This is a genomic window from Propionicimonas paludicola (assembly GCF_002563675.1).
GTDB lineage: Bacteria > Actinomycetota > Actinomycetes > Propionibacteriales > Propionibacteriaceae > Propionicimonas > Propionicimonas paludicola.
In genome coordinates, this window is sequence record NZ_PDJC01000001.1 from 2,589,212 (window position 1) to 2,611,309 (window position 22,098).

21 protein-coding genes and 1 riboswitch are annotated in these 22,098 nt (G+C 71.0%); of the genes, 10 read left to right on the forward strand and 11 right to left on the reverse strand.

The features are described from left to right. Nucleotides 1–154: 154 nt before the first annotated feature. The 4 genes from ATK74_RS12065 (at nucleotide 155) to ATK74_RS12080 (ending at nucleotide 5,591) form a co-directional block, all read left to right on the forward strand. A complete protein-coding gene (locus ATK74_RS12065; RefSeq protein WP_098461271.1) occupies nucleotides 155–1,570 on the forward strand; it encodes a TQXA domain-containing protein in 1,416 nt (471 codons plus the stop codon). Further along, nucleotides 1,567–2,487: a family 2A encapsulin nanocompartment shell protein gene (locus tag ATK74_RS12070; RefSeq protein ID WP_098461272.1), complete on the forward strand. Its 921-nt coding sequence runs from the start codon at nucleotides 1,567–1,569 to the stop codon at nucleotides 2,485–2,487. The genes ATK74_RS12065 and ATK74_RS12070 overlap by 4 nt, the downstream gene beginning before the upstream one ends. Continuing rightward, a complete protein-coding gene (locus ATK74_RS12075; protein ID WP_098461273.1) occupies nucleotides 2,474–4,156 on the forward strand; it encodes a cysteine desulfurase in 1,683 nt (560 codons plus the stop codon). Before ATK74_RS12070 ends, ATK74_RS12075 begins: the two co-directional genes overlap by 14 nt. Before the next feature lie 100 nt (nucleotides 4,157–4,256). Then, nucleotides 4,257–5,591, forward strand: a complete 1,335-nt coding sequence (locus ATK74_RS12080; RefSeq protein ID WP_098461274.1) for a pyridoxal-phosphate dependent enzyme — start codon at nucleotides 4,257–4,259, stop codon at nucleotides 5,589–5,591. Between the two features lie 180 nt (nucleotides 5,592–5,771). On the opposite strand, the gene ATK74_RS12085 is transcribed toward ATK74_RS12080, so the two are convergent. Next, nucleotides 5,772–6,980: an aminotransferase class I/II-fold pyridoxal phosphate-dependent enzyme gene (locus ATK74_RS12085; RefSeq protein ID WP_098461275.1), complete on the reverse strand. Its 1,209-nt coding sequence runs from the start codon at nucleotides 6,978–6,980 to the stop codon at nucleotides 5,772–5,774. Nucleotides 6,981–7,191: 211 nt separating this feature from the next. After that, nucleotides 7,192–8,400 carry a trans-sulfuration enzyme family protein gene (locus ATK74_RS12090; protein ID WP_211283364.1) on the reverse strand — a complete coding sequence of 403 codons (1,209 nt, stop codon included), beginning with the start codon at nucleotides 8,398–8,400 and terminating at the stop codon, nucleotides 7,192–7,194. An 89-nt stretch (nucleotides 8,401–8,489) separates the two neighbouring features. Next, nucleotides 8,490–8,559: riboswitch (Fluoride riboswitch) on the forward strand. A gap of 34 nt (nucleotides 8,560–8,593) precedes the next feature. Between ATK74_RS12090 and ATK74_RS12095 the strand changes: the two genes are divergently transcribed. Genes ATK74_RS12095 through ATK74_RS12105 form a run of 3 tightly spaced genes read left to right on the forward strand, consistent with a single transcriptional unit; the run spans nucleotide 8,594 to nucleotide 9,968 of the window. Continuing rightward, on the forward strand, nucleotides 8,594–9,136 hold the full coding sequence (locus tag ATK74_RS12095; protein ID WP_098461276.1) for a universal stress protein: 543 nt from the start codon (nucleotides 8,594–8,596) through the stop codon (nucleotides 9,134–9,136). Continuing rightward, nucleotides 9,130–9,603: a CrcB family protein gene (locus tag ATK74_RS12100; RefSeq protein ID WP_211283365.1), complete on the forward strand. Its 474-nt coding sequence runs from the start codon at nucleotides 9,130–9,132 to the stop codon at nucleotides 9,601–9,603. Before ATK74_RS12095 ends, ATK74_RS12100 begins: the two co-directional genes overlap by 7 nt. Beyond that, nucleotides 9,600–9,968, forward strand: a complete 369-nt coding sequence (locus ATK74_RS12105; RefSeq protein ID WP_098461277.1) for a fluoride efflux transporter FluC — start codon at nucleotides 9,600–9,602, stop codon at nucleotides 9,966–9,968. The genes ATK74_RS12100 and ATK74_RS12105 overlap by 4 nt, the downstream gene beginning before the upstream one ends. Before the next feature lie 61 nt (nucleotides 9,969–10,029). Here the strand turns inward: ATK74_RS12105 and ATK74_RS12110 are convergent, their stop codons facing one another. From ATK74_RS12110 to ATK74_RS12120, 3 genes are all read right to left on the reverse strand, one after another. Then, nucleotides 10,030–11,286, reverse strand: coding sequence for an MFS transporter (locus ATK74_RS12110; protein ID WP_211283366.1), 1,257 nt, complete (start codon nucleotides 11,284–11,286; stop codon nucleotides 10,030–10,032). A gap of 120 nt (nucleotides 11,287–11,406) precedes the next feature. Continuing rightward, the gene (locus tag ATK74_RS12115; protein ID WP_098461278.1) at nucleotides 11,407–11,697 is read right to left on the reverse strand and encodes a GNAT family N-acetyltransferase; all 291 of its coding nucleotides are present in this window, start codon (nucleotides 11,695–11,697) and stop codon (nucleotides 11,407–11,409) included. After that, entirely contained in the window at nucleotides 11,694–11,927 is a 234-nt protein-coding gene (locus tag ATK74_RS12120) for a (4Fe-4S)-binding protein (RefSeq protein WP_098461279.1), read from the reverse strand. The genes ATK74_RS12115 and ATK74_RS12120 overlap by 4 nt, the downstream gene beginning before the upstream one ends. 175 nt (nucleotides 11,928–12,102) lie before the next feature. On the opposite strand from ATK74_RS12120, the gene ATK74_RS12125 reads away from it, so the two are divergent. After that, entirely contained in the window at nucleotides 12,103–13,542 is a 1,440-nt protein-coding gene (locus ATK74_RS12125; RefSeq protein WP_098462250.1) for a cobyric acid synthase, read from the forward strand. Nucleotides 13,543–13,594: 52 nt separating this feature from the next. Here the strand turns inward: ATK74_RS12125 and ATK74_RS12130 are convergent, their stop codons facing one another. From ATK74_RS12130 to cbiT, 6 genes are all read right to left on the reverse strand, one after another. After that, entirely contained in the window at nucleotides 13,595–14,422 is an 828-nt protein-coding gene (locus tag ATK74_RS12130) for an energy-coupling factor ABC transporter ATP-binding protein (RefSeq protein WP_098461280.1), read from the reverse strand. Further along, complete coding sequence (cbiQ, locus tag ATK74_RS12135) at nucleotides 14,419–15,177, reverse strand: cobalt ECF transporter T component CbiQ (protein WP_211283367.1); 759 nt, start codon at nucleotides 15,175–15,177, stop codon at nucleotides 14,419–14,421. The genes ATK74_RS12130 and cbiQ overlap by 4 nt, the downstream gene beginning before the upstream one ends. Beyond that, on the reverse strand, nucleotides 15,177–15,512 hold the full coding sequence (locus tag ATK74_RS12140) for an energy-coupling factor ABC transporter substrate-binding protein (RefSeq protein ID WP_098461282.1): 336 nt from the start codon (nucleotides 15,510–15,512) through the stop codon (nucleotides 15,177–15,179). Before ATK74_RS12140 ends, cbiQ begins: the two co-directional genes overlap by 1 nt. 1 nt (nucleotide 15,513) lies before the next feature. Beyond that, nucleotides 15,514–16,194 (reverse strand): energy-coupling factor ABC transporter permease, encoded by a 681-nt coding sequence (locus ATK74_RS12145; RefSeq protein ID WP_098461283.1) that lies wholly within the window; start codon nucleotides 16,192–16,194, stop codon nucleotides 15,514–15,516. A 213-nt stretch (nucleotides 16,195–16,407) separates the two neighbouring features. Beyond that, nucleotides 16,408–18,228 (reverse strand): M48 family metallopeptidase, encoded by a 1,821-nt coding sequence (locus ATK74_RS12150; RefSeq protein WP_098461284.1) that lies wholly within the window; start codon nucleotides 18,226–18,228, stop codon nucleotides 16,408–16,410. A 70-nt stretch (nucleotides 18,229–18,298) separates the two neighbouring features. Continuing rightward, entirely contained in the window at nucleotides 18,299–18,886 is a 588-nt protein-coding gene (gene cbiT, locus ATK74_RS12155; RefSeq protein ID WP_098461285.1) for a precorrin-6Y C5,15-methyltransferase (decarboxylating) subunit CbiT, read from the reverse strand. Between the two features lie 64 nt (nucleotides 18,887–18,950). On the opposite strand from cbiT, the gene cobO reads away from it, so the two are divergent. Both cobO and cobBC read left to right on the forward strand, forming a co-directional pair. Beyond that, nucleotides 18,951–19,565 (forward strand): cob(I)yrinic acid a,c-diamide adenosyltransferase, encoded by a 615-nt coding sequence (cobO, locus tag ATK74_RS12160; protein WP_098461286.1) that lies wholly within the window; start codon nucleotides 18,951–18,953, stop codon nucleotides 19,563–19,565. After that, entirely contained in the window at nucleotides 19,559–22,012 is a 2,454-nt protein-coding gene (gene cobBC / locus ATK74_RS12165) for a bifunctional hydrogenobyrinic acid a,c-diamide synthase/histidinol phosphate aminotransferase CobBC (RefSeq protein WP_425440101.1), read from the forward strand. The genes cobO and cobBC overlap by 7 nt, the downstream gene beginning before the upstream one ends. Nucleotides 22,013–22,098 lie beyond the last annotated feature (86 nt).

Consider the following 22,098-nt stretch of genomic DNA (forward strand, 5'->3'; position numbering starts at 1 on the left):
CCCATGAGTCCGGACCAGGTGCGCGCGACCACTGCTGTCGCCATGGTTCTGGGTTGCCGTTGTCGAATGTCGAACTGACGTTCCACTCAACCCCCGCACCCACGCCCCGGAGCCAGCCCGCTGGTAGCCCGCGGCCACACCCAAGGACTCATCGATGGCAACCCTGATCGAGGCGGACCTCGCCCACACCTACCCGGCCGCGGCACTCGAGCCGACCTTCGTCGAACTTCGCCCCAGCCAGCCGACGGCCGCGCCGGCGTCCGCGCTGTCCCGGGGCCGCGGCGGCACCTTCTCGGCCACGGTCGGGGAGGTGTGGTTCGCCGACGGACGACACGCACGGACCGACCTGATCCGGCTGAACCCGAACATCGACGCCTACTCCCTCGACGTCAACGGAGTCAGCCCACGCCAGCTCTCCCACTATCGCGAGGTGGCCTGGGCGGACGCGCCGATCCGGCCGGCCGTGATGTGGCAGGCCGAGATCACCGCCATCCTGGCCAGCAGCTACCCCCAGGTCGGCACGGCGGAGCTCACTCGGCGGCTGCGCGCGTCCGGCTATCCGCTGGGGGCCGGCGAGTTGCGCGAGCATGAGGCCATCGCCGCTACTCAGGCCGCGATCTGGCGGCTCACCAACGGCCTGGAACTGGACACCCGGGCGGTCGATGCCCCGCTGCGCGGAACTGCTCGGATCGGCGCCCACCCGTCCGGCAGAGCCATCGCCACCGAAGCGGACGGCACCCTGAACTGGTCCAGCCAGCTGCCCTCGGGCGAGGCTGCCTATCTGGAGTTCGAGTTCGCCGGGCAGCCCGAGCTGCACGGCTTCAGTTTCACTCTCGGCACCCGCACCGGCCGCCACCCGATCACGTTCTGGCTCGAGGCCTCTCACGACGGCTGGAGCTGGCAACCGATCTCCGGCTCCACGGTGAGCCTGGCCACGCCGACCGGCAGCCAGCGCGTCCATCGCCGGCTGGGCTTGGGTGCGACGGTCTCCCACGCTCGTGCGGTGCTGGGCAGCGTCGGCTACCAGTTCTACCGGCTGGCCGCCACCGGACCGTCCGTCCGGGACGGACTGGTGGAGCTCGAGGGTCTACGCGTGGAGGTGGCGAACGCGTCCCGCTACGCCAACAACGAGCGGGTCGTCTACCTGTACGACCATCTACTCAGCCAAGCGGCCGGGGCGCTGCCCCAGATCCACCGCAATGAGCCACCGGCCGATCCGCACCGCTACGGCCCGTTCGCGCTGACCTTGGCTCCAGCCACGATCCTCAGCGAACAGGCCTTCGTGGTGGACGACGCCGGCCACCAACTGGCTGGCCCAGTGGCTCCCGGCAAGGCCTTCTACCTCACACCGCTGGATCCGGCCGAGCTCGACGCCGTCCAGCTGCGGCTGCACCACCAGCCGGTCCACGCCCGCGTGCTGATCGGGTCCCGGAGCCCGGGCGGGGCAGGCGAGTTCACCCCGCTGGTCACGGTGACCGCCGCGGCCGAGGCCGACATCTTCGAGCAGATCGTCCCCTTGAAGCCTCGGCCGCTGGCCGAGGTCGCCGACAACAGGAGAAATCAGAAGTGAGCGAACAGACCGAATCACAGGCGCTCGGCGATCTCGCCGCTCGTCAGCTGGCGAATGCCACCAAGACCGTCCCGCAACTGGACACCATCACGCCCCGGTGGTTGCTGCATCTGCTGGCCTGGGTGCCGGTGGAGGCCGGCATCTACCGGGTGAACCGAGTGATCAATGCTGATCAAGTGGCGGCGTCGCTGCAGGTCGGCGAGGCCGGCGAGGAGCCGCTGCCGGCCACCTTCGTGGACTACCAGACCAATCCGCGGGAGATCACCCTGCGCTCGATCTCGACGATCCTGGACATCCACACCCGGGTCTCGGATCTGTACTCGAGTCCGCACGATCAGGTCACCCAGCAGTTGCGGCTGACCATCGAGACGGTGAAGGAGCGCCAGGAGTTCGAGCTGATCAACAACCCGGAGTACGGCCTGCTCTCTCAGGTCGTCCCCGAGCAGACCCTGAAGACCATCTCCGGCCCGCCCACTCCCGATGACTTGGACGCTCTGCTGACCAAGGTCTGGAAGACCCCCAGCTTCATCCTCACCCACCCGCTCGGGGTGGCCGCATTCGGACGCGAGGCGACCCGCCGGGGCGTCCCGCCGGTGACGGTGAACCTGTACGGCGGCCAGTTCATCACCTGGCGCGGCATTCCGATCGTCCCCTCCGACAAGGTCCCGGTCACCGGCGGCAAGACCACCTTCATCGCGGTCCGGACCGGCGAAGAGCGCCAAGGCGTGGTCGGGCTCTTCCAGCCCGGACTGGTCGGCGAGCAGGCACCCGGTCTCTCGGTGCGGTTCAGCGGGATCAACCGTCAGGCGATCGCGTCCTACCTGGTCTCGCTGTACTCGGCCCTGGCCGTCCTGACCGACGACGCATTGGCCGTCCTCGACGCAGCAGAGGTCGGCGTCTTCCATGAGTACGACTGAGCGTGGCCCGGCCGGCTTCGCCCCTCCGGTGAGCCCGGCCCAACTGGCCGCGCTGGCCAGCCAGCTTTATGCGGGGCCCGGGGGTGTCGGTGTGGAGCCGCCGCCACCCCCGGTGGCTCCGCCTGCCCCGCGCGGCTCGGTGCCCGACGGCTCTGCTCTGGCTGCCGTTCCGGGGCATCGGGCGCCGAGCCCCGCAGGCCCCTGGCTACCCGCGACCGTCCCCGGTGCGGCCACACCGGGACCGTGGCAACCAGGTGATCGGCTGGAGCTGCCGCTCTCCCTGGGGCCATGGACCGAGCCGACGGTGGGGCTGCGGCCGGCCTCTCCGTCGGACTTCGGCAGGCTCCGCGAGGTGGCCGGGCTCCCCCAGGGACGGCTGGACGGCCACCGACCCGTCCCCACCGACAGCGGACGCGATGGCGGACTCGCCCCGATCGACGGCCTGCCGGCGGAGGCCTTCGACGTGACGTCGGTTCGCGCCGACTTCCCGATCCTGACCGAGCGGGTGAACGGGCATCAGCTGATCTGGTTCGATAATGCGGCCACCACCCAGAAGCCGCAGGCCGTGATCGACCGGCTGGCCCACTTCTACGCCCACGAGAACTCCAACATCCATCGGGCGGCGCACACCCTGGCCGCTCGGGCCACCGACGCCTACGAGGACGCCCGGGCCACCGTCCGGGACTTCCTCGGTGCGGCCCGCTCGGAGGAGATCATCTTCGTCCGCGGCGCCACCGAGGGGATCAACCTGGTGGCGCAGTCCTGGGGACGCAAGAACCTGCTGCCTGGCGACGAGATTCTGATCAGTGAACTGGAGCATCACGCGAACATCGTCCCCTGGCAGATCGTGGCCAAGGCCACCGGAGCCGTGCTGAAGACGGCTCCGGTGGACCAGGCCGGCAACCTGCTCGTGGGCGAGTTGGCCGAGCTGATCGGACCCAGGACGAAGCTGGTCGCGGTCACCTGGGTGGCGAATGCGATCGGCACCGTGACCCCGGTGCGGGAGATCGTCGAGTTGGCGCATCGAGCCGGGGCCCGGGTGCTCATCGATGGTGCCCAGTCCGTGCCGCACCTGCCGGTCTCGCTGGCCTCGCTGGGAGCGGACTTCTTCGTCTTCTCCGGCCACAAGATCTACGGCCCCACCGGCATCGGCGTGGTCTACCTCGCCGAACGGGTCTGGGAGGAGACGCCGGCCTGGCACGGCGGCGGGAACATGATCGCCGACGTCACCATCGAACGCTCGATCTACCAGGACCCGCCGAACAAGTACGAGGCCGGCACCGGCAACATCGCCGACGCCGTCGGCCTGGCTGCCGCACTGCGCTACGTCAGCAAGGTCGGCATCGACCGGATCGCCACCTACGAGGCCCAGCTGCTCGACTACGCCACCCCTCGGCTGGCCGCGATTCCGGGCGTCCGGCTGGTGGGGACGGCGCAGCACAAGGCGAGCGTGCTGTCCTTCGTCCTGGCCGGGCACGAACCCGAGGACGTCGGTCGCGCGCTCAACCAGCGCGGGATCGCGGTTCGGGCCGGGCACCACTGTGCGCAGCCCATCCTGCGCCGGCTCGGGTTGGAGAAGACGGTGCGTCCGTCGTTCGCCTTCTACAACACCGTTGACGAGATCGACCTGTTCCTTCAGGCGATCGCAGACCTCAGTGGCGGGGAATAAAGCGGAGGCCCTGCCTGCTGGGACGAAAAGCCCGGTGACCCCCGAGCCGCACCTTCGGGGGTCACCGGCACCAATAGCTCCCCTGAGCTGAGAGGACATCATGGCCGACCACAGCACCCGCACCTACGAGTCGATCCTGGAGCTGCTCCCCGACGAGCAGAACCCGACTCCACTGGTGCGGCTGCGCCACACCGGGCTGCAGCACGCCAAGATCTACGCCAAGTTGGAGTGGTACAACCCCTTCGGCGCCGTGAAGGATCGGGTGGCGGCCAACCTCGTCCGCGATGCCGAGGAGCGGGGCGAGGAGCTGAAGAACCTGGTCGAGCCGACCTCCGGCAACACCGGGATCGGGCTGGCTCTGGTCGCCAACGCGCGTGGCTACGGCTTCGCGGCCACGTTGTCCAAGGCGATCCCCGCCGAGAAGCGGACGGCGCTGCGCCTGTTCGGCACCGACCTGGTCGAGCTGGACGACGATCTGTGCCCGATGCCCGGCCAACCCGAGGGAGCCATGGCCAAGGCGGCCGAGCTGGCCGAACGTCCGGGCTGGACCGAACTGAATCAGTACGCCAACCCGGCCAACCCGGACGCCCACTACCGCACCACCGGCCCGGAGATCTGGCGGCAGACCGGCGGAGCCATCACCCACTTCGTGGCCTCGCTGGGCACCTGCGGCACCATCACCGGGACCGGCCGCTACCTCAAGGAGCACAACCCGGACGTCCAGGTGATCGGGGTGCACCCCACCGACGGCCACGACATTCCGGGCGTCCGCAGCCGCCGAGCACTGGCGCTGACCGACTTCTTCACCCCTGAGGAGTACGACGCCGTCCTCGAGGTCTCCGATGCCGAGGCCTACGGCCAGGCCCGGCACCTGCATCAGGTGGAGAGCATCATCGCCGGGCCGAGCGCCGGCCTGGCCCTGGCCGGGGCGCTGCAGGCCGTCCCCGATGAGCCGGGGGTGGTGGCCGTGGTGATCTTCGCCGACAACGCCTACAAGTACCTCTCGTCGTTCCGGCGGCACCTGCCCGACCTGTTCCCGCCGGAGCCGGCCGCTCCGGCACCGGCCCCGAGCAACCCGTTCGCGCAGCATCTGGACGCGGCGTTCCGGCTGGCTCAGGCCGGCCCGGACGTGATCGACGCGCCGACCGCGGCCGCGCTGCAGCAGGCCGGGGTGACGATCCTGGACGTCCGCAACCCCGAGGAAGTAGCCCGGGTCAGCATCCCCGGAGCGGTGACGTTGCCGCTGCCGCAGCTGTCCGCCGGCAGTCTGGACGGGCTGCCGTCCGACCCGTCCGCGCCGGTGGTGACGGTCTGTGCAGCCGGCGTCCGCTCGCTATACGCGCTGCTGCTGTTGAAGGCCCAGGGCTACCAGAACGTGAAGAGCGTGGCCGGCGGCGTCGGCGCCTGGGTCGAGGCGGGCCTGCCCACCGCCTGACCTCGGGCCAGCCGGGCCGAGCCTGGGGGCGTCTCGGCCGACCGAGGCACCAGAGCAGGCCCTGAAGCCGGTCTGCACCGGCCGCCTGACCGGCTCGGCGATCGCGCCCCCCAACCCGGTTCGCGCCCCAACTCCGGTTCGCGCTACCGAAGGCGGAGTGGACGGGCGAGGCGACGTCCCCTACGCCCGGAAACCGGCCAGTCGACCGGCCGCCTCCGCGATCACCGGGTCGGTCTTGCAGGCCGCGAACCGGACCAGCGAGGACGCGCCGGGGTCGCCCGGATCGGCCAGGAAGGCACTCACCGGGATCGCCACCACGCCGACCTCCTCGATCAACCGGCGGCAGGTCTCGACCCCGTCACTCAGGCCGAGCGCAGCTCCGTCGGCGATCTGGAAGTAGCTTCCGGCCGGCTGGTTCACCCAGAAGCCGACGCCCCGAAGTGCGTCGGTGATCACGTGACGCCGCGCATCCAAACGGGCCGCGGCTTCGGCGAACACTTTGTCGGGCAGACCCAGTCCGAGCGCGACCGCCGGTTGGAAGGGCGCCCCGTTGACGAAGGTGAGGAACTGCTTGACCGCAAGGATTGGCTCCAACAGCCCCGGACGCGCGGTCAGCCAGCCGATCTTCCAGCCGGTCACATTCAGCGACTTCGCGGCCGAGGAGATGGTCACCCCCCGCTCGCGGCCACCGGGGAACTCAGCCAGGCTGCGGTGCGGCCCGGCGAAGACCAAGTGCTCATAGACCTCGTCGGCCACCACCAGAGCGTCATGCTGTTCGGCCAGTTCGAGGGCCAGCCGGATGGTGGAGTCCGGCAGCACTGCACCGGTGGGATTGTGCGGGGAGTTCAGCAGGATGATCCGGGTGCGATCGGTGACCGCGCGGGCCAGGTCGTCCGGATCGGGCAAGAAGCTCGGCGCTCGGGCCGGGACCGGCACCAGCCGTCCGCCGGCCAGGCCGGTGATCGCGGCGTAGGAGTCGTAGTAGGGCTCGATCACCACCACTTCGTCGCCGGCACCGACGAAGGCCAGCAGGGTGGCGGCCAGGGCCTCGGTAGCGCCGGCCGTGACCAGGACCTCGGTCTCCGGATCCCAGTCCAGCCCGTACCAGTGCCGCTGGTGTTGGGCGATGGCCTGACGCAACACCGGGATGCCACGCCCCGGCGGGTACTGGTTCACTCCGTCCGCGATCGCCTGGCGAGCGGCCTCCTGAACCAGTAGCGGCGGGCCCTCGTCGGGGAAGCCCTGACCGAGGTTGATGGCGCCGTGCTGGACGGCCAACGCCGACATCTTGGCGAAGATGCTGGGGGCCAGGTCACCGTCCGCGCCGAGCAGGCCGGCCGCGCGGGCCGTCCGCTGCCACGGCGCCGCGGGGTCCTGCGGGATGCTCATCGGAGCCTTCGACGAGGCCTGTATGCACGTGCGAACACGCGGTCACACTAACAGCGCATCCTGACCCCGACGCGGTCGTCCACGGCCCCGGGCGCCCGCACCCGCCCCACCTCCAGGTTCGCGCTACCGATCGGAACTCTTGCTGCCGAAATTCCGGCAGCAAGAGTTGCTTTCGGTAGCGAACGCCGAGGGGACGGCGGGACGGGACGGCCTAGCTGACGGCGTCCAGGGCCGCAGCCAGGTCGGCGATCAGGTCGTCGGCGTCCTCCAGGCCGACCGAGAGTCGCAGGTGGCCGTAGCGGCGGAACGGCTCGGGGTAGTGCTCGGTGCCGCCGCGTCCGGACGGCCCGGAGTGGACGATCAGCGACTCGTCGTGTCCCAGCGAGACCGCCGAAGTGATCACTCGCAGCTCGCGGACGAACCGGTTCTGCAGCTCGGAGTCGCCGTCCAGGGCGAAGGCCAGCATGGCGCCGAAGCCTCGTCCGCCGAACTGCCGGACGGCCAGGTCATGCTCGGCGTGCGAGGCCAACCCCGGGTAGGCCACGAAAGCGATCCGCGGGTCGGCGGCCAGGAACTCGGCCACCCGCTGGGCGCTCTCCTGGTGCCGGGCCAGCCGCAGCGGCAGGGTCACCGAGCCGCGCAGGATCAGCCAGGCGTTGAACGGCGAGATCACCGCACCCAGATCGGTGAGCGAGTCCCGGCGCACCTGGGTGACCAGGTCGGACGCCCCGATCACGGCCCCGCCCATGGCGTCCCCGTGGCCGTTGATGTACTTGGTCAGCGAGTGGATCACCAGGTCGGCGCCGTCGGCCAGCGGACGGTACAGCGGCGGCGGCGTGAAGGTGTTGTCGACCACCAGCAGCGCGCCGCCGGCATGTGCGATCTCGGCCAGCGCGGCGATGTCGGCCACCTTGGTGGTCGGGTTGGCCACGGTCTCGACGTGCACCAGCTTGGTGTTGGGACGCATGGCCGACCGCACCTGGTCCAGATCGCTGACGTCGACGAAGGTCGACTCGATCTGGTAGCGCTCGGCCAGTAGTTCGGTGAACAGCCGCCAGACGGCCTCGTAGGTAACGTCGGAGACCACCACGTGGTCGCCGGTCTTCAGCCGGGAGAAGAAGACCGCGTGCAGCGCCCCCACTCCCGAGGCGAAGGTTATGGCGGCGTCCGCGCCCTCGAGGGCGGCCAGCTTGGTCTCCAGGGCCAGCTGGTTGGCGCCGGTGGTGCGGGTGTAGACCAGCCCCTCGGGGTTCGACCAGTCCATCTCCTCCGGGTCGGGCGGCAACAGGTAGGAGTTCGCCATCACCAGCGGACGGCGCAGCGCACCCGTGCCCGGATCCGGCTCGTTGCCGCCGTGGACGGCCCAGGTCCCCTCGCCGACCGTGGCCGGATCGTGCTTGTCCGGACGCCCGTGCACCATCTGATCTCCTCGCAAACTCGCAGCCCTGTCCCCCGCCAAGCCTGTCATGCCTGGACACCTCCGATCCGGCGAGCCACACCGCGGCTAGGGTGGTCGCCGGTGATGGATCCCACCAGGGCTCGCCCGAACCGCCGTCCGGCTGATGGTTCCTGTGCGTCTTCGCGGGCGTACTGCGCCCGGACAGGAGGTCGACATGTCGCCTCGCCAGGTACCGCAGCCGAGCCCGGAGCGGATGGTTCCGCTGCCCGGGCATCCGCTGGTGGTCGGCGTCGTCCCTGGTCAGCCCGAGTTGGTGGCGCTCACCGCGGCATCCTGGGCCGACGCATTGGGCGGAGTCCCGATCCACTTCGGCTATGCCGACCCGTCCCGGATCGTCGATGAGGAGTCCGCCGACGGCTCGGTCCGGCACTCCGGGCTCGACCCCGATCAGGCCGACGACTCCTGGGAGCAGCGCGAGACCCAGATCCGCGCCTATCTGGCCGAGGTGCTGGCCGATCACGCCGGCCCGTGGGAGTTCCATTACCTGGCCGGACGAGCCGATCGCGCGCTCACCCACCTTGCCCGGGCCGTGGACGCCTCGGCCATCATTGTCGGTGCCAAGCACCCGACGGCCACAGAGCGGTTCCGCGAGTTCGTGGCCGGCTCGGTGGCGCTGCGGCTGTCCCGGCATCAGCACCGTCCGGTGGTGATCGTCCCGTTGGCCGTCGTCGACTGGAAGGCTCCGACCCAGTGGTAGGAGCAGAACCGCCAAGTCATTCGATCCCGGGCCTGCGCCTGGTGCACCTGCCGGTGCGTCCAGCCTGGCTCGGGGTGATCTTCGTCGGCGGGACGCTCGGCACGGCCGTCCGGGCCGCCCTGGAGTCGACCTTCGCCCCAGTGCCAGGACAGTGGCCGTGGACGACCTTCTGGATCAACCTGGGTGGCGCGTTCCTGCTCGGTGCCCTGCTGGAAGGCCTGGCTATCAGCGGCGCCGACCACGGCTGGCGGCGCGGGCTGCGGCTGGGCCTGGGCACCGGCGTGCTGGGCGGTTTCACCACCTACTCGACCTTCGCCGTGGAGTCATTCGGGCTGATCGGCTCGGCATCCTGGCTGATCGGGCTGGGGTATGCGATCGGCAGCGTGCTGCTCGGCGTGGCCGCGGCCTTCGTGGGGGTGCGGGCCGTGCGTCTGCCCGTCCGCTGGTTGCGGGGAGGACGGCGATGATCGGGCTGCTGGTGGCGCTGGCCGGCGGGTTCGGTGCGGTGATCCGGTTCATCGTGGACGCCCAGTTCGGCCATTGGGCCCCGCGCGGACGCCTGCTGCTCGGCACCGCGGTGATCAACATCACCGGCTCGTTCGCCCTGGGCCTGCTGGTCGGGGTGTGGACGTTCCACGGCGGCGACCCGCAGATCCGGCAGCTGATCGGCACCGGCTTCCTGGGTGGCTACACCACCTTCTCGACCGCCGCGGTCGAGGCCGTCCGGCTGGGCCGGGCGCAGCGCTGGCTGGCCTTCGCCGTCCACACCGCCGGGATGCTGGTGCTCAGCGTGGCCAGCGCTGCTCTCGGCTTCTGGCTCGGCGCCCTCTAGCCCCGCCGAACTGAGTGGGGACGGTTCCCCTACCGTCCACCGAAGCCAGCGAGGTTTCCCGCTAGTTCGCGGTGTCGCTGACTTCGGGCTCGGTACGGACGGCTGGACGGACGGCGTCGCGGTCGGACGAGTTGGCCAGCGCGGCCACCCCGACCCCGATCGTGCACAGGACGAGGCCCATCACTTCGACAGCCAGCCAGCCGCTGCTGGCCCACAGGCTGGTGGCCAGCGCGCCGGCCAGGGTGCTACCGGTGTAGAAGGCGAGCAGGTAGGCGCTGGACGCCTGGGCGGTGCCTCGTCCACGCCGCCGGGCTCGATCGACCACCCAGCCGCTGAGCAGCGAGTGCAGGCCCAGGAAGACGAAAGTGACCGCCCCCAGGCCGACGAACATGGCCACCAGGGACGGCAGCGAGATGGCCACCACGGCCACCCCGAGTGCGGCGAAGGTGATCACCGCGGCCAGGCCGCGTCCGGTGCGATCGGCGAGCCGGCGAGCGACACCGGGCGCGGCGATCCCGATCGGGTAGGCCAGATAGAGCAGGGACGCAGCCACGCCGAGCGAGAAGGGCGGTGCCTGCAGCCGAAAGCCGATGGCGTTGTAGACGCCCACGAAGGTGCCGTTGGCGACGAACGCGGCCACGCACAGCAGGGCCACCACCGGGTCGCGGGGCGCGCTGACCACCCCGAGCAGCACCTCGCGGGTGCTCGGTCGGTGTGGCTGGAAGCGGCGCGATGCCGGGAGCAGGACGACCAGGGCCAGCCCGGCGCTCAGGGTGATTCCGCTCATCACCAGGCTGGCCAGCGGCCAGCCGCCGAGTTCAGCCAGCGGGCCGGGCAGCAGCCGTCCGACCGCGCCGCCCAGTGCGGTGCCGGCGATGTAGGCGGCATTCGTCCGCAGGTGATCGGAGGCCAGCACCTCCTCGCGCAGGTACGCGAGGGCGGCCACCGGGAAGCCGGCCAGGCTCAGTCCGAGCAGCCCGCGGACGATCACCAGCCCGTCCCAGGACGGGATCACGGCGCTGATGATGCCGATGACTCCCGAGGTGAGCAGCGACCAGCGCATCAGCCGGACGCGTCCGACCCGATCGGCCAGCGGGCCCATCAGCAGTAGACCGAAGGCCATGGTCAAGGTGGTGGCCGACAGCGCGTGCGCAGAGTCGGCCGAGCTGACCCCGTAGTGGCGGGCCAGAAGTGGGAGCAGCGGCTGCACGTAGTACATCAGCGAGAAGTTGGCCAGGCCGCCGGCCATCAGGCCAAGCACCAGCCGCCGATGTCCGGGCGTCCCGGCCGGATGACCAGCCCAGACCGTCGCACTCACTTGATTCACCTTGCCACTGCTCGACGCAGATGCCCTACCGCGTCCGTTCTGGCACGCGGCTCGGACGAGCCCGTGCGGGCCTGCGCTCCGGGCTGGATGGCGACGGAACCGTCCCCGAGGTCAGGCGCCGTAGGTGACCGGGAGGTACTCGGGGTGGCGCTGGATCCAGCCCTTGATGAACGGACAGACCGGCAGCGCCTTACGGACGCCGTCGTCACGGATCTGGTCCAGAGCGAAGCGGGCCAGCGCCGAGCCGACCCCGTTGCCCTCGAAGGACGGGTCGACCTCGGTGTGGGTGAAGACCACCAGCGCATCGGTCAGCTGGTACTCGGCGAAGCCGGCCAGCTTCCCGTCCAGGTGCGCCTCGAAGCGCTGCAACTCGACGTTGTCGGTGACCACGGGGGTGCTCATCGGGCCACCTCGTGCTCGACGATGGCCAAGGCGCCGGACGGGCAGCGTCCGACAACGGTGCGCAGTTGGTCGGCCAGTTCGGCCGACGTTGCCACCCCCGGGTCGATCCACGGCTTGCGTCCGGTGTCGAACACGCGGGGCATCCCGCGGACGCACTCAGCCGCATGCTGGCAGACCGCTCCGTCGAACGACACGTCGACGATCGGGCCGAAGTAACTCTTGCGGGCCATCTGCTGCTCACTTTCCGGGGTTGTTCGGGAGCTGCCTGCTCAACAACGCTACGGCCTGATTCACTCCCCGACGCCCGACAGAAGGGGGACAGTCCCCTTTTCCGTGGCGGGCCGGAGCTGGCTGCTCCGTCGGGCCGATCCCGGTCGAGCCCGGCCGACATGGGAAGATGCCGTGGTGGCAGGGATTCTGGTGGCGGGCACCTCGTCGGATGCCGGCAAGTCGCTGATCGTCGCCGGACTGTGCCGGGCCTTTGCCCGCCGCGGGGTACGGGTGGCCCCGTTCAAGGCGCAGAACATGAGCAACAACTCGATGGTCTGCCCGGACGGCTCCGAGATCGGACGCGCCCAGTACCTGCAGGCGTTGGCCGCCGGCGTCCGTCCGTCCGCGCTGCTGAACCCGGTGCTGCTGAAGCCGGCCACCGACCGGCGCGCGTTCATCGTGCTGCGCGGCCAGCCCGGCGGCACCCTGGAGGCCGGCCAGTACGCGACCGGACGCGCCCAGCTAGCTGAGGCCGCCTTCGACGCCTACCAGGAGCTGGCCGAGAGCTACGAGCTGGTGATCGCCGAGGGCGCCGGCTCCCCGGCCGAGATCAATCTGCGCGCGGGCGACTACGTGAACTTCGGCCTGGCCAGGCGATTCGACCTGCCGGTGGTGCTGGTCGGCGACATCGATCGGGGCGGCGTCCTGGCCTCGATCTTCGGCCACTGGGCGATCGTCGACGAGGACGACCGGAAGCTGCTGGCCGGCTATCTGATCAACAAGTTCCGCGGCGACCAGTCGGTGCTCGACCCCGGCCTGGTCGAACTCAGCCAGCGCACCGGGCTGCCCTGCTTCGGCGTGGTGCCGTGGCTCGACCAGGTGTGGCTGGATTCCGAAGACGCACTGGCCTTCGCCAAGTGGCCTCGCCAGCCCGGACGAGCCGGCAGCCTGCGAGTGGCCGCGCTGCGGTTCCCGCGGATCTCGAATGCCACCGACCTGGACGCCCTGGCCGCCGAGCCGGGTCTGGACGTGTTCGCCACGGCCAACCCGTCCGACCTGGCCACCGCCGATCTGGTGGTGCTGCCGGGCAGCCGCAGCACCCTGGCCGACCTGGACTGGCTGCGTCGCCTCGGCCTTGCCGACGCGCTGGCCGCTCGAGCCGCGGCCGGTGGCCCGATCCTGGGCATCTGCGGCGGCTACCAGATGCTCACCGAGCTGATCGACGACCCGATCGAGTCGGTCCGTGGCACCGAGCCGGGGCTCGGCCTGCTGCCGGCCCGGGTCCGATTCCAGGCCGAGAAGACCCTGGGCGAGCCGTCCGGCAGCTGGCAGGGCCATCCGGTGGTCGGCTACGAGATCCACCACGGCATCGTCGAACCGCACGGCGGCGAGCCGTTCCTTGACGGCGTCCGGCAGGGCAACACCTGGGGGACGATCTGGCACGGCGCCTTCGAGAACGACGACTTCCGCCGGGCCTGGCTCAGCGAACTGGCCACGACCGTCGGCTCGAGCTGGCGGCCCAGCCCGGACGCCCCGGGCTTCGCCGAGCGCCGCACTCAGATGCTGGACGAGCTCGCCGACGCCCTGGAAGCCCACACCGACCTGGACGCGCTGGCCGAGCTAGCCACCCGCTGAACCCGCCGCACCCTGGCACGCTGTGAGTTGGGCGGCGAGGTCGCCGCGAAACTCACAGCTTGCGAACCAGGTGGGGGCTCAGGGCGGCCACCAGGCTGCTCACTTCGGTGATCCCGGACGGGGCCAGGCCCAACGCCGCGGCCACCTGCAGGACGATCGGACGACGCAGCCGCGCCGACGCCACCACCTCGGGGTCGCCGAGCAGTTCGGGACCAGACCCACAAGACAGCCGGCCGTCCCGCAGGACGGCCACCGAGTCGGCCCACCACAAGGCGAAGTCCACCTCATGGGTGGCGATCACCACGGTGGTGTCGGCGGCCAGCAGGGCGTCCAATGCGGCCACCATCTCGTCGACTCCCTGCGGGTCGAGCCCGGCGGTCGGCTCATCGAGCAGCAGCACGCACGGCTCCATGGCCAAGGCTCCGGCGATGGCTACCCGCTTGCGCTGCCCAAAGGACAGCTCGTGGATCGGCCGCTCGGCCAGATCCTCGATCGACAGCACGGCCAGCGCCCGGTCCACCCGGGCCCGCACCTCGACCTCGGTGAGCCCCAGATTGAGCGGCCCGAAGGAGACATCGCGGAACACGTCGGCAGCGAACAGCTGATCGTCGGGGTTCTGGGCGACCAGCTGGACCACCTGCCGGTGGGCGCGCAGGCCGGCCCGTCCGTAGTCGAGGTCGACCCCGTCCACCTGCACCCGTCCCGCGCTCGGACGCACCGCCCCGGACAGGGTCCGGAGCAAGGTGGTCTTGCCCGAGCCGTTGGCGCCCAGCAGGGCCAACCGTCCACCGCGCGGGACGCTCAGCTCGGCGTCGGCCAGCACCGTCCGCTCACCGAAACGGACGCTCAGCCCGTGGGCCGACAGCTGTCGGTGACTCATCGGGTCACCGGCCAACTCAGCGCGGTCGCGGTCACCGCGACCAGCAGGAGCACGCTGCCGGCCAGAAAGCCGGACGAGCGCCGCCGGGCCGGCTCCAGGGTGCGCAATGCATCGGTGTAGCCGCGTCCGGCCAGGCCGTCCTCGAGCCGTCGGGCGCGATCCCACGAGCGTAGGAACAGCGCGGCGACCCCCATCGAGGCCGAGCGCATGGTCGCGGTCCGGTTCACGAAGCCCAGCCGGGCGTCCTGGGCCGCGTGGATGGCGGACGCCGAGTCCAGCAGCCCAGCACTGAACCGATAGATGAGCGCGGCGATCTCGATCAGCGGGTCCGGGACCCGCAACCGGCGCAGGCCGGCCAGCAGATCGATCATCGGGGTCGAGCAGGCCAGCGTGAACATGGCCAGCGTTGCGGCCAGCGCCCGGACGGCCAACTGGACGGCCGCCGCCGTGCCGGCGTCGGTCACCTCCAGCCGCAGCCCGTCGGCCCAGCTGACGCTGACGGCCACGGTGGCCACTCCGATCAGGATCGAAACCAGCGGCAGCCAGCCGATCCGGAGCAGCCGCGTCCACCCCACCCGAATCGGGCCGAGCAGCAGGGCCAGGCTGATCACCGCCACCGCAGCACCGCCGGGAACCGGCGGCAGGCAGATGGCGGCCAGCAGCAGGCCCAGACAGAGAACGCCCTTGTCCCGCAGCGAGCGCGCCCGCCAGGGGCTGGACCACGCAGCGTGGTCCAGCGCCAGGCCGTGCGACATCAGGGCGTGGGTTCGGTGGCCGCGGCCAGTGCCGTCCGCTCACCACGACGGCGACCCCACAGGCCGCCGATGGCGAAGCCGAGCACCGTCCCGCCGATGGCGGCCTGCAGCGCGAACAGGCCGGACTCGACCTCCCCGGACGCCGGCTGGAAGAACGGCTCGAACCACGGCTGGTAGTCCGGGTGCGACTCCTGAATGGTGCTGGTGGCCACCGAGTCGGTGCCGGTGAAGCGCTCGTCCGGGTTGGTGTGCAGCCCGCCCACGACGAAGCTGACCCCGAAGATGATCACCAGGGCGGCGATCAGGGCGATGGTGGTCCAGGTCTTCTTGCTCATGTCAGGCCACCGCTTCCTTCGCCGCGCCGAAGACGCCCAGGCGCCGCAACTCGGGTGCGGCAACGTCGGTCAGCAGCCGGAAGACCAGCACGCCGAGGATGCCCTCGGCGATCGCCAGCGGCACCTGCGAGATGGCGAAGACGCCGGCGAACTTGGCCACCGAGCCGGCCAGCCCCGACACCGGATCCGGGAACGCCAGCCCGAGTTGGACGCTGGTCACCAGGTACGTCGACAGGTCGGCGAACGCCAGGGCCAGGAACACCCCGACATTGCGATGCCAGCCCAGCCGGTTCGAGAGCGTCCACAGCGCGTAGCCCACCCAGGGTCCGGCGATGCCCATGCTGAACACGTTTGCGCCCAGCGTGGTGATCCCGCCGTGAGCCAGCAGCAGCGCCTGGAACAGCAACACGATGGTGGACAGGAACGCCATCACCGGCGGACGGAACAGGACCGCCCCCAGGCCGGTGCCGGTCGGGTGCGAGGAGCTGCCGGTGACCGAGGGCAGCTTGATCGAGGACAGCACGAAGGTGAAGGCACCGGCGGCGGCCAGCAGCAGCCGCGATTCGGGATGCTCTTTGGCTTCGGTGATGACTTTGCGGGCCCCGTGAATGACGAACGGAGCGGAGACTGCGTACCAAGCGACGCAGTGAATGACAGGTAGGAATCCCTCAGCGATATGCATCAGCGAGTTCCCTTTCTAGGTGACGTGGCCTAAGGAACGTTCCGTCCACGCGCGTATCTGACTCCCCCATCGCTGAGGTCACAGTGGCCCGACCGTCCCGGATTCACACCGGGTTCCGTTCGTGGACGACGGCGCCATCCTGGCACCAGATCGTGCTGACTACGCACGATTGCCCAGTTGGTGGACGGCGTCGTGCGGCGCCGAGCTGCGCGCCTAGCCGCGCCGGAAACGCTCCCCGAGCAGGGCCTTCATCGGGTCCTTGGCCAGCAGTCCGATCTCTTCGAAGTACGCCGTGAACGGCACGGCCAGCTTGGTCCCGTCGACCCGAGTGATGGTGAGCCGGGACGGGATGATCTGGAGCCGCGCACTGGCGATCTCCTCGGCCGGGATCCACTCGTTGACCGGATCCTGGCGAAGCTGCGCCAACTGAGTGGCGGACTCTTCGACGCGTCGTTGCTGGTTGTGCTTGGTGGTGCCCCCGGTGGCAACCTCCCACCGAGTCATCGTCACCGGGACGAACAACAGGCCATCGGAGCAGATCAGGAGATCCCGCGCCTGGCGGCGAGGCTTCTTGTTCAGGGTCATCGTGAGCGCACCGAGCACCACCGGACGGGCCGGACGAGCCTCGACCGCGGACTCCTCGACCACGACGTCCAGGTCGGCCCCGAAGGAGCGCAGTCGTTCAGCCAAGTCGGCCGACTCGGCCAGTTCGCGGGTCTTGATCAGCTGCCGATCGACGTCGACCAGGCACAGCCCGTCGGCGGCGTCCATCACCACCCGCACCCCGGACGCCGTGGCCAGCGTGCCCTGGGTGAGCACGACGGCCACCTCGGCCGCCGCTTCGGCGGGATGCTCGGCGTCCAGTTGGGCGCCGATCCGCTGCGGGTCTGTCTGCAGCGCGCTCAGCAGGGCGGACGGGCTGGGCTCACTGATCAGGCCCTCGCTGGACAGCCCCTGCAAGAGCCGGTTCAGCCGCTGCGGGAGCATCCGGCGAGCGGCGGCCGAGGCCACCTCGTCCCAGCTGCGCAACGGCCAGTCCTCGGTGAGCAACTCCCCCTCGGCGGCCGCCAGGCTCGGCCCGTCGGCCAGCAGGGTGAGCGCGGGCCGATCATCGGTGGCGAACGTCGCCGGCGGCAGGGCCGCAAAGGCGGCCACCCGGTCCTGGGTCCGGGGATGGGTGTCGTCCCAGCGCGGTCGCTGCTGCTCCAGGATCTGTGTGCCGGCCTGCTGCAGGCCCTCGGACTCGGCCGCCATCAGGGTCGAGACCGCCTCGGCCAGCGGGGCTCGGGCACCGGCCTGGTCGAACAGCGATACCCGCTGCTCGACCACGTGGTTCCAGGCGATGTCGATCTGGACGAGCTTGATCAGGGCCGATGCCGCAGCCTGCGGCCCGGCCGCCTGGGCCGAGTAGCGGTCGGCCCGCGCCTCGAGGTCGCGGTTGCTGGCCGCCGAGACCCACACGAAGATCCGGTAGTACAGGGCGAAGAACCAGCGGAACAGCGAGCCGGCATTGTCCCGGGCTGCCCGCAGGAAGATCTTCGCGCCGTAGGTCCGGGCGCTCAGGGCGGTGTCTCCACCCGCGAAGTGGCCCAGTTCGTGGGCGAGCACCGAGCGCAGCTCGCTCACGCTGAGTCCGGCCAGCAGGGGCAGCCCCAGCAGCAACTCGCGCTCGGAGCCGACCTGGTGAACCGCGGCATTGACCTCGGGGATCAGCACCACCCGTCTCGGCGGCTCGGTCTTGGCCAGCCGGGCCAGCTCCACAATCGTGGCCCACAGCGTCGGGTACTCCTCCCGGAGCAGCTGCGGCCCCGCCACCGGCTGCAGCCGGGCCCGTCGCGCCTCCCGGATGGCGGCGAAGATGGCGATCAGCAGCGGAACCACGATCAGCTGAGCGAGAACGCGACCCAACGCGCTGCTGCCGACGGCGAAGGCGACCATCACGATCGCGAAGAAGACCCCGATCACCAAGGCGACCACGACGAGCGGGAACAGGAACAACACCAGCAGGGAGACGGCGGCACGCAGCTTGGACATGATCGGCAGTATGGCGAACCGCGGGCCCGGCTATGAGCGATCCTGAAAAAGCCCGTCCATTCGGATGTGACTAGGGCTTCGTTCCCGCCCAACTGGTCACGGTGCGCAGCGGACGAAAGCCGGTGAATCGCCCGATCGGCTCGGCCACCTCGACCCCGATCCGGGCCAGCTCACCACCGCGCTCACGGTAGGCCTGGGCCAGCACGGCCTCGGTTTCGGCGGTGACGCCGTGGGCGACCAGGCGTCCGCCGCTGTCCAATCGCTGCCAGCAGCGCTCGAGGGTCTCGCCGGTCACCCCGCCGCCGATGAAGACCGCGGACGGCGCGGGCAGGGCGGCCAGTTCGGCGTCGATGGCGGCCACCCGGACGTCCAGCTGCCCGGTCACGCCGAAGCGGACGGCGTTGGCGCCGATCCGCGCGGCCCGTTCTGAGTCCCGCTCGACGGCGATGGCCCGGTTGGTCGGGCGCAGCCGGCACCACTCGATGCTGATCGAGCCCGTGCCTGCGCCGAGGTCCCAGAGCAGTTCGCCGGCCCGCGGCGCCAGCATGGCCAGCGCGTAGGCGCGCAGCGCGCGTTTGGTGAGCAGACCGTCGGTGGCGAACTCCTCGTCGGGGAGCCCGGCACTGAGCTGGCTGAGGTCGGCGGGCTGGTCGTCCATGGCGAGCACCCTAACGCCGATGCGGCACAATCGTGGGCCATGAGCACCCCCAGCGAGCGTTCCGATGCCGGCCGGTGAGCCGTCCGCGGTGCCGTCCGACGGGCTGACCACCCGGCAGCGGCGACTGCGTCCGGCCCTGATCGTGAACACCGGGGACGGCAAGGGCAAGACCACGGCAGCCATGGGCCTGGCCCTGCGCGGCTGGCATCAGGGCTGGTCAATCGGGGTTTTCCAGTTCATCAAGTCGGGCAAGTGGGCGAGCGGAGAGCGGCTGGCACTGGAGGCGCTCGGCGCCGAGCACGAACGCAGCGGGGCCGGCGGCGAGGTGGCCTGGTTCACCAGCGGCGCCGGACGCAGCTGGGTCCGCAAGCCCGACGATCGCAGCGAACAGGCTGAGGCCGCCCGGCAGTCCTGGGCCGAGGTGTCGGCTCGGCTGGCCGCCGAACGCCACCAGCTGTACGTGCTGGACGAGTTCACCTACCCGCTGGTCTGGGGCTGGCTCGACGTGGCCGAAGTGGTGGCCACCTTGCGGGATCGTCCGGGCACCCAGCACGTGGTGATCACCGGACGCAATGCGCCGGCCGAGCTGTGCGAGATCGCCACCACGGTCACCGAGATGGGCAAGCGCAAGCACCCGTTCGACGCCGGCCAGAAGGGGCAGGCGGGGATCGAATGGTGAACATTCCGCGGCTGGTGATCGCCGCCGCCAACTCCTCGGCCGGCAAGACCACCATCGCCACCGGCCTGATGGCCGCACTACGGGCCGCCGGGGTGGAAGTGGCCGGGTTCAAGGTGGGCCCGGACTTCATCGACCCCGGCTATCACGGCCTGGCCACCGGACGTCCCGGACGCAACCTCGACCCGGTGCTGACCAGCGAGGAGCTGGTGCCGCGGCTGTTCGTCCATGGCGCACTGACTCCGCGTCCGGCCGAGATTGCCCTTGTCGAAGGGGTAATGGGGCTGTTCGACGGCCAGCTGGGCCGCGACGGCTTCGGTTCCACGGCCCACGTGGCGAAGCTGCTGGGCGCCCCGGTGCTGCTGGTGGTGGACGCGGCCGGTTCGTCGCGGACGGCGGCTGCCGCCGCCCTCGGCTTGGGCGCTTTCGACCCGGAGCTGCGGGTCGGTGGAGTGATCCTGAACCGGGTCGGCAGCACCCGGCATGCCGACGAGCTGCGTGCGGTCTTCGCCGAGGCTGGCTGGCCGGTGCTGGGCGCCGTCCCGCGCAGTGCGTCGATCAGCGCGCCGTCGCGGCATCTGGGCTTGGTTCCGGCCGCCGAGCGGGACGAGTCGGCGGCCACCATCGCCGCGCTGGCCGCCCATATCGCTGCCCACGTCGAGCTGGATGCCGTGTTGGCGCTGGCTTCGTCGGCACCGGACCTGGCCGTCGAGCCGTGGCGTCCGACCGAGGTGGTGTCGCCGGTCTCCGGGCGTCCGCGGATCGCGGTGCTGGCCGGGCGCGCGTTCACCTTCCGCTACCCCGAGACCACCGAGTTGCTCACCGCCGCCGGCTGCGAGGTGGTAGAGGTGGATCCGCTGAGCGACACCCGGCTGCCCGAACTGGTCGCCGGGCTGTACATCGGCGGCGGCTTCCCGGAGGTGCACGCGGTCGAGCTGAGCCGCAATGCCGCGCTGCGGGCGGCCATCGCGGACGCCGTGGTGGCTGGGCTGCCCACGGTGGCCGAGTGCGCCGGCCAGCTGTACCTGGCCGAGCAGCTGGACGGGCATCCGATGGTGGCTGCCTTGCCGGCCACGGCCCGGATGACGCCGCGGCTGACCCTGGGCTATCGGGACGCGGTCGCACCCGCCGACACCCTGCTGGCCAGGGCAAATGAGCGCGTGGTCGGGCACGAGTTTCACCGGACCCAGACCGCGCCGGCCGGCGCCGATACCGCGGCCTGGAGCTGGGCCGACCGCCGTGAGGGCTTCTCGCTGGACCCGTCCGGCAGCGGACGACCCAGCCTGCACGCCTCCTACCTGCACCTGCACTGGGCCGGCCATCCCGGGTTGGCCCAGCGGTTCGCCGAGACCGCGTCCCGGTTCGCGGCGACCGTCGTTCGTCCGGCTGCGCCGGCGGATGCCGCTGGCCGCAGCAACGGCGACACGCGCATCGACGGGATCGACCTGCAGCACCACGGCGACCACGATCTGGCTCCGGGCCTGATCGACCTGGCCGTGAACGTGATGCTGCCCGGTCCACCGGAGTGGCTGGCCGAGGTTCTGGCCGGCTCCATGACCGGCCTGGGCAGCTATCCGGACGCCGCAGAGGCCCGGGCCGCGATCGCCGCAGCCCACGGGGTTCCGCCCGAGATGGTGCTGCCCACCGCCGGTGGCGCGGAGGGCTTCGCCCTGATCGCGCGGACGCTCACCGCGGCCCGTCCGCTGGTGGTGCACCCACAGTTCACCGAGCCCGAGGCCGCGCTGCGGGCGGCCGGACATGCCGTCCAGCGCTGGCTGCTGCCGCTGCAGCCGTCCACCCCGCCGCTGGCCGACCTGCCCACCTGGGCGGACGCGGTCTTCGTCGGCAACCCGACCAACCCGACCGGCTGGCTGCATGCGCGCGCCGACCTGCTCGCTGCCGGCGCCGGGCGGCTGCTGGTGGTCGACGAAGCCTTCATGGACGCCACCGACGAGGCCGAGTCGCTGATCAGCCCGGAGATGCCGGGGCTGCTGGTGCTGCGCTCGCTGTCCAAGACCTGGGGGCTGGCCGGACTACGGGTCGGCTATGTGGTGGGCGATCCGGCGCTGATCGCTCGTCTCGAACAGGCCCAGCCGGCCTGGCCGATCTCGGCTCCGGCTGCCGCAGCCATAGTCGCCACCAGCACGGACGCGGCCCGCGCCGAGGCGTCCGCCCGCTACGCCGAACTGGCCACCCACCGCGACCACCTGGTCGCCGGGCTCACCGCGGCCGGCTTCCCGACCCTGACCTCGCAGGCGCCGTTCGTGCTGATCGACACCGCGGCCTGCGGGCCGGACTCGGTGCGTCCGGCGCTGGCTCGGGCCGGCTTCGCGGTCCGCCGCGGCGAGTCCTTCCCCGGGCTCGGCCCGACCTGGATCCGGGTCAAGGTTCCCGCCCCTGACGTGGCGGACGCCCTGGTCAGCGCCCTGGCCTCGCTCTCCCGAGGCTGACTGCCCGCGCTTCGCTACCCGTGCAGCGACTTCGCTACCCGTAACCCTGCTTCGCTACCCGTCCAGCGGTAGCGAAGCGGCCCAAC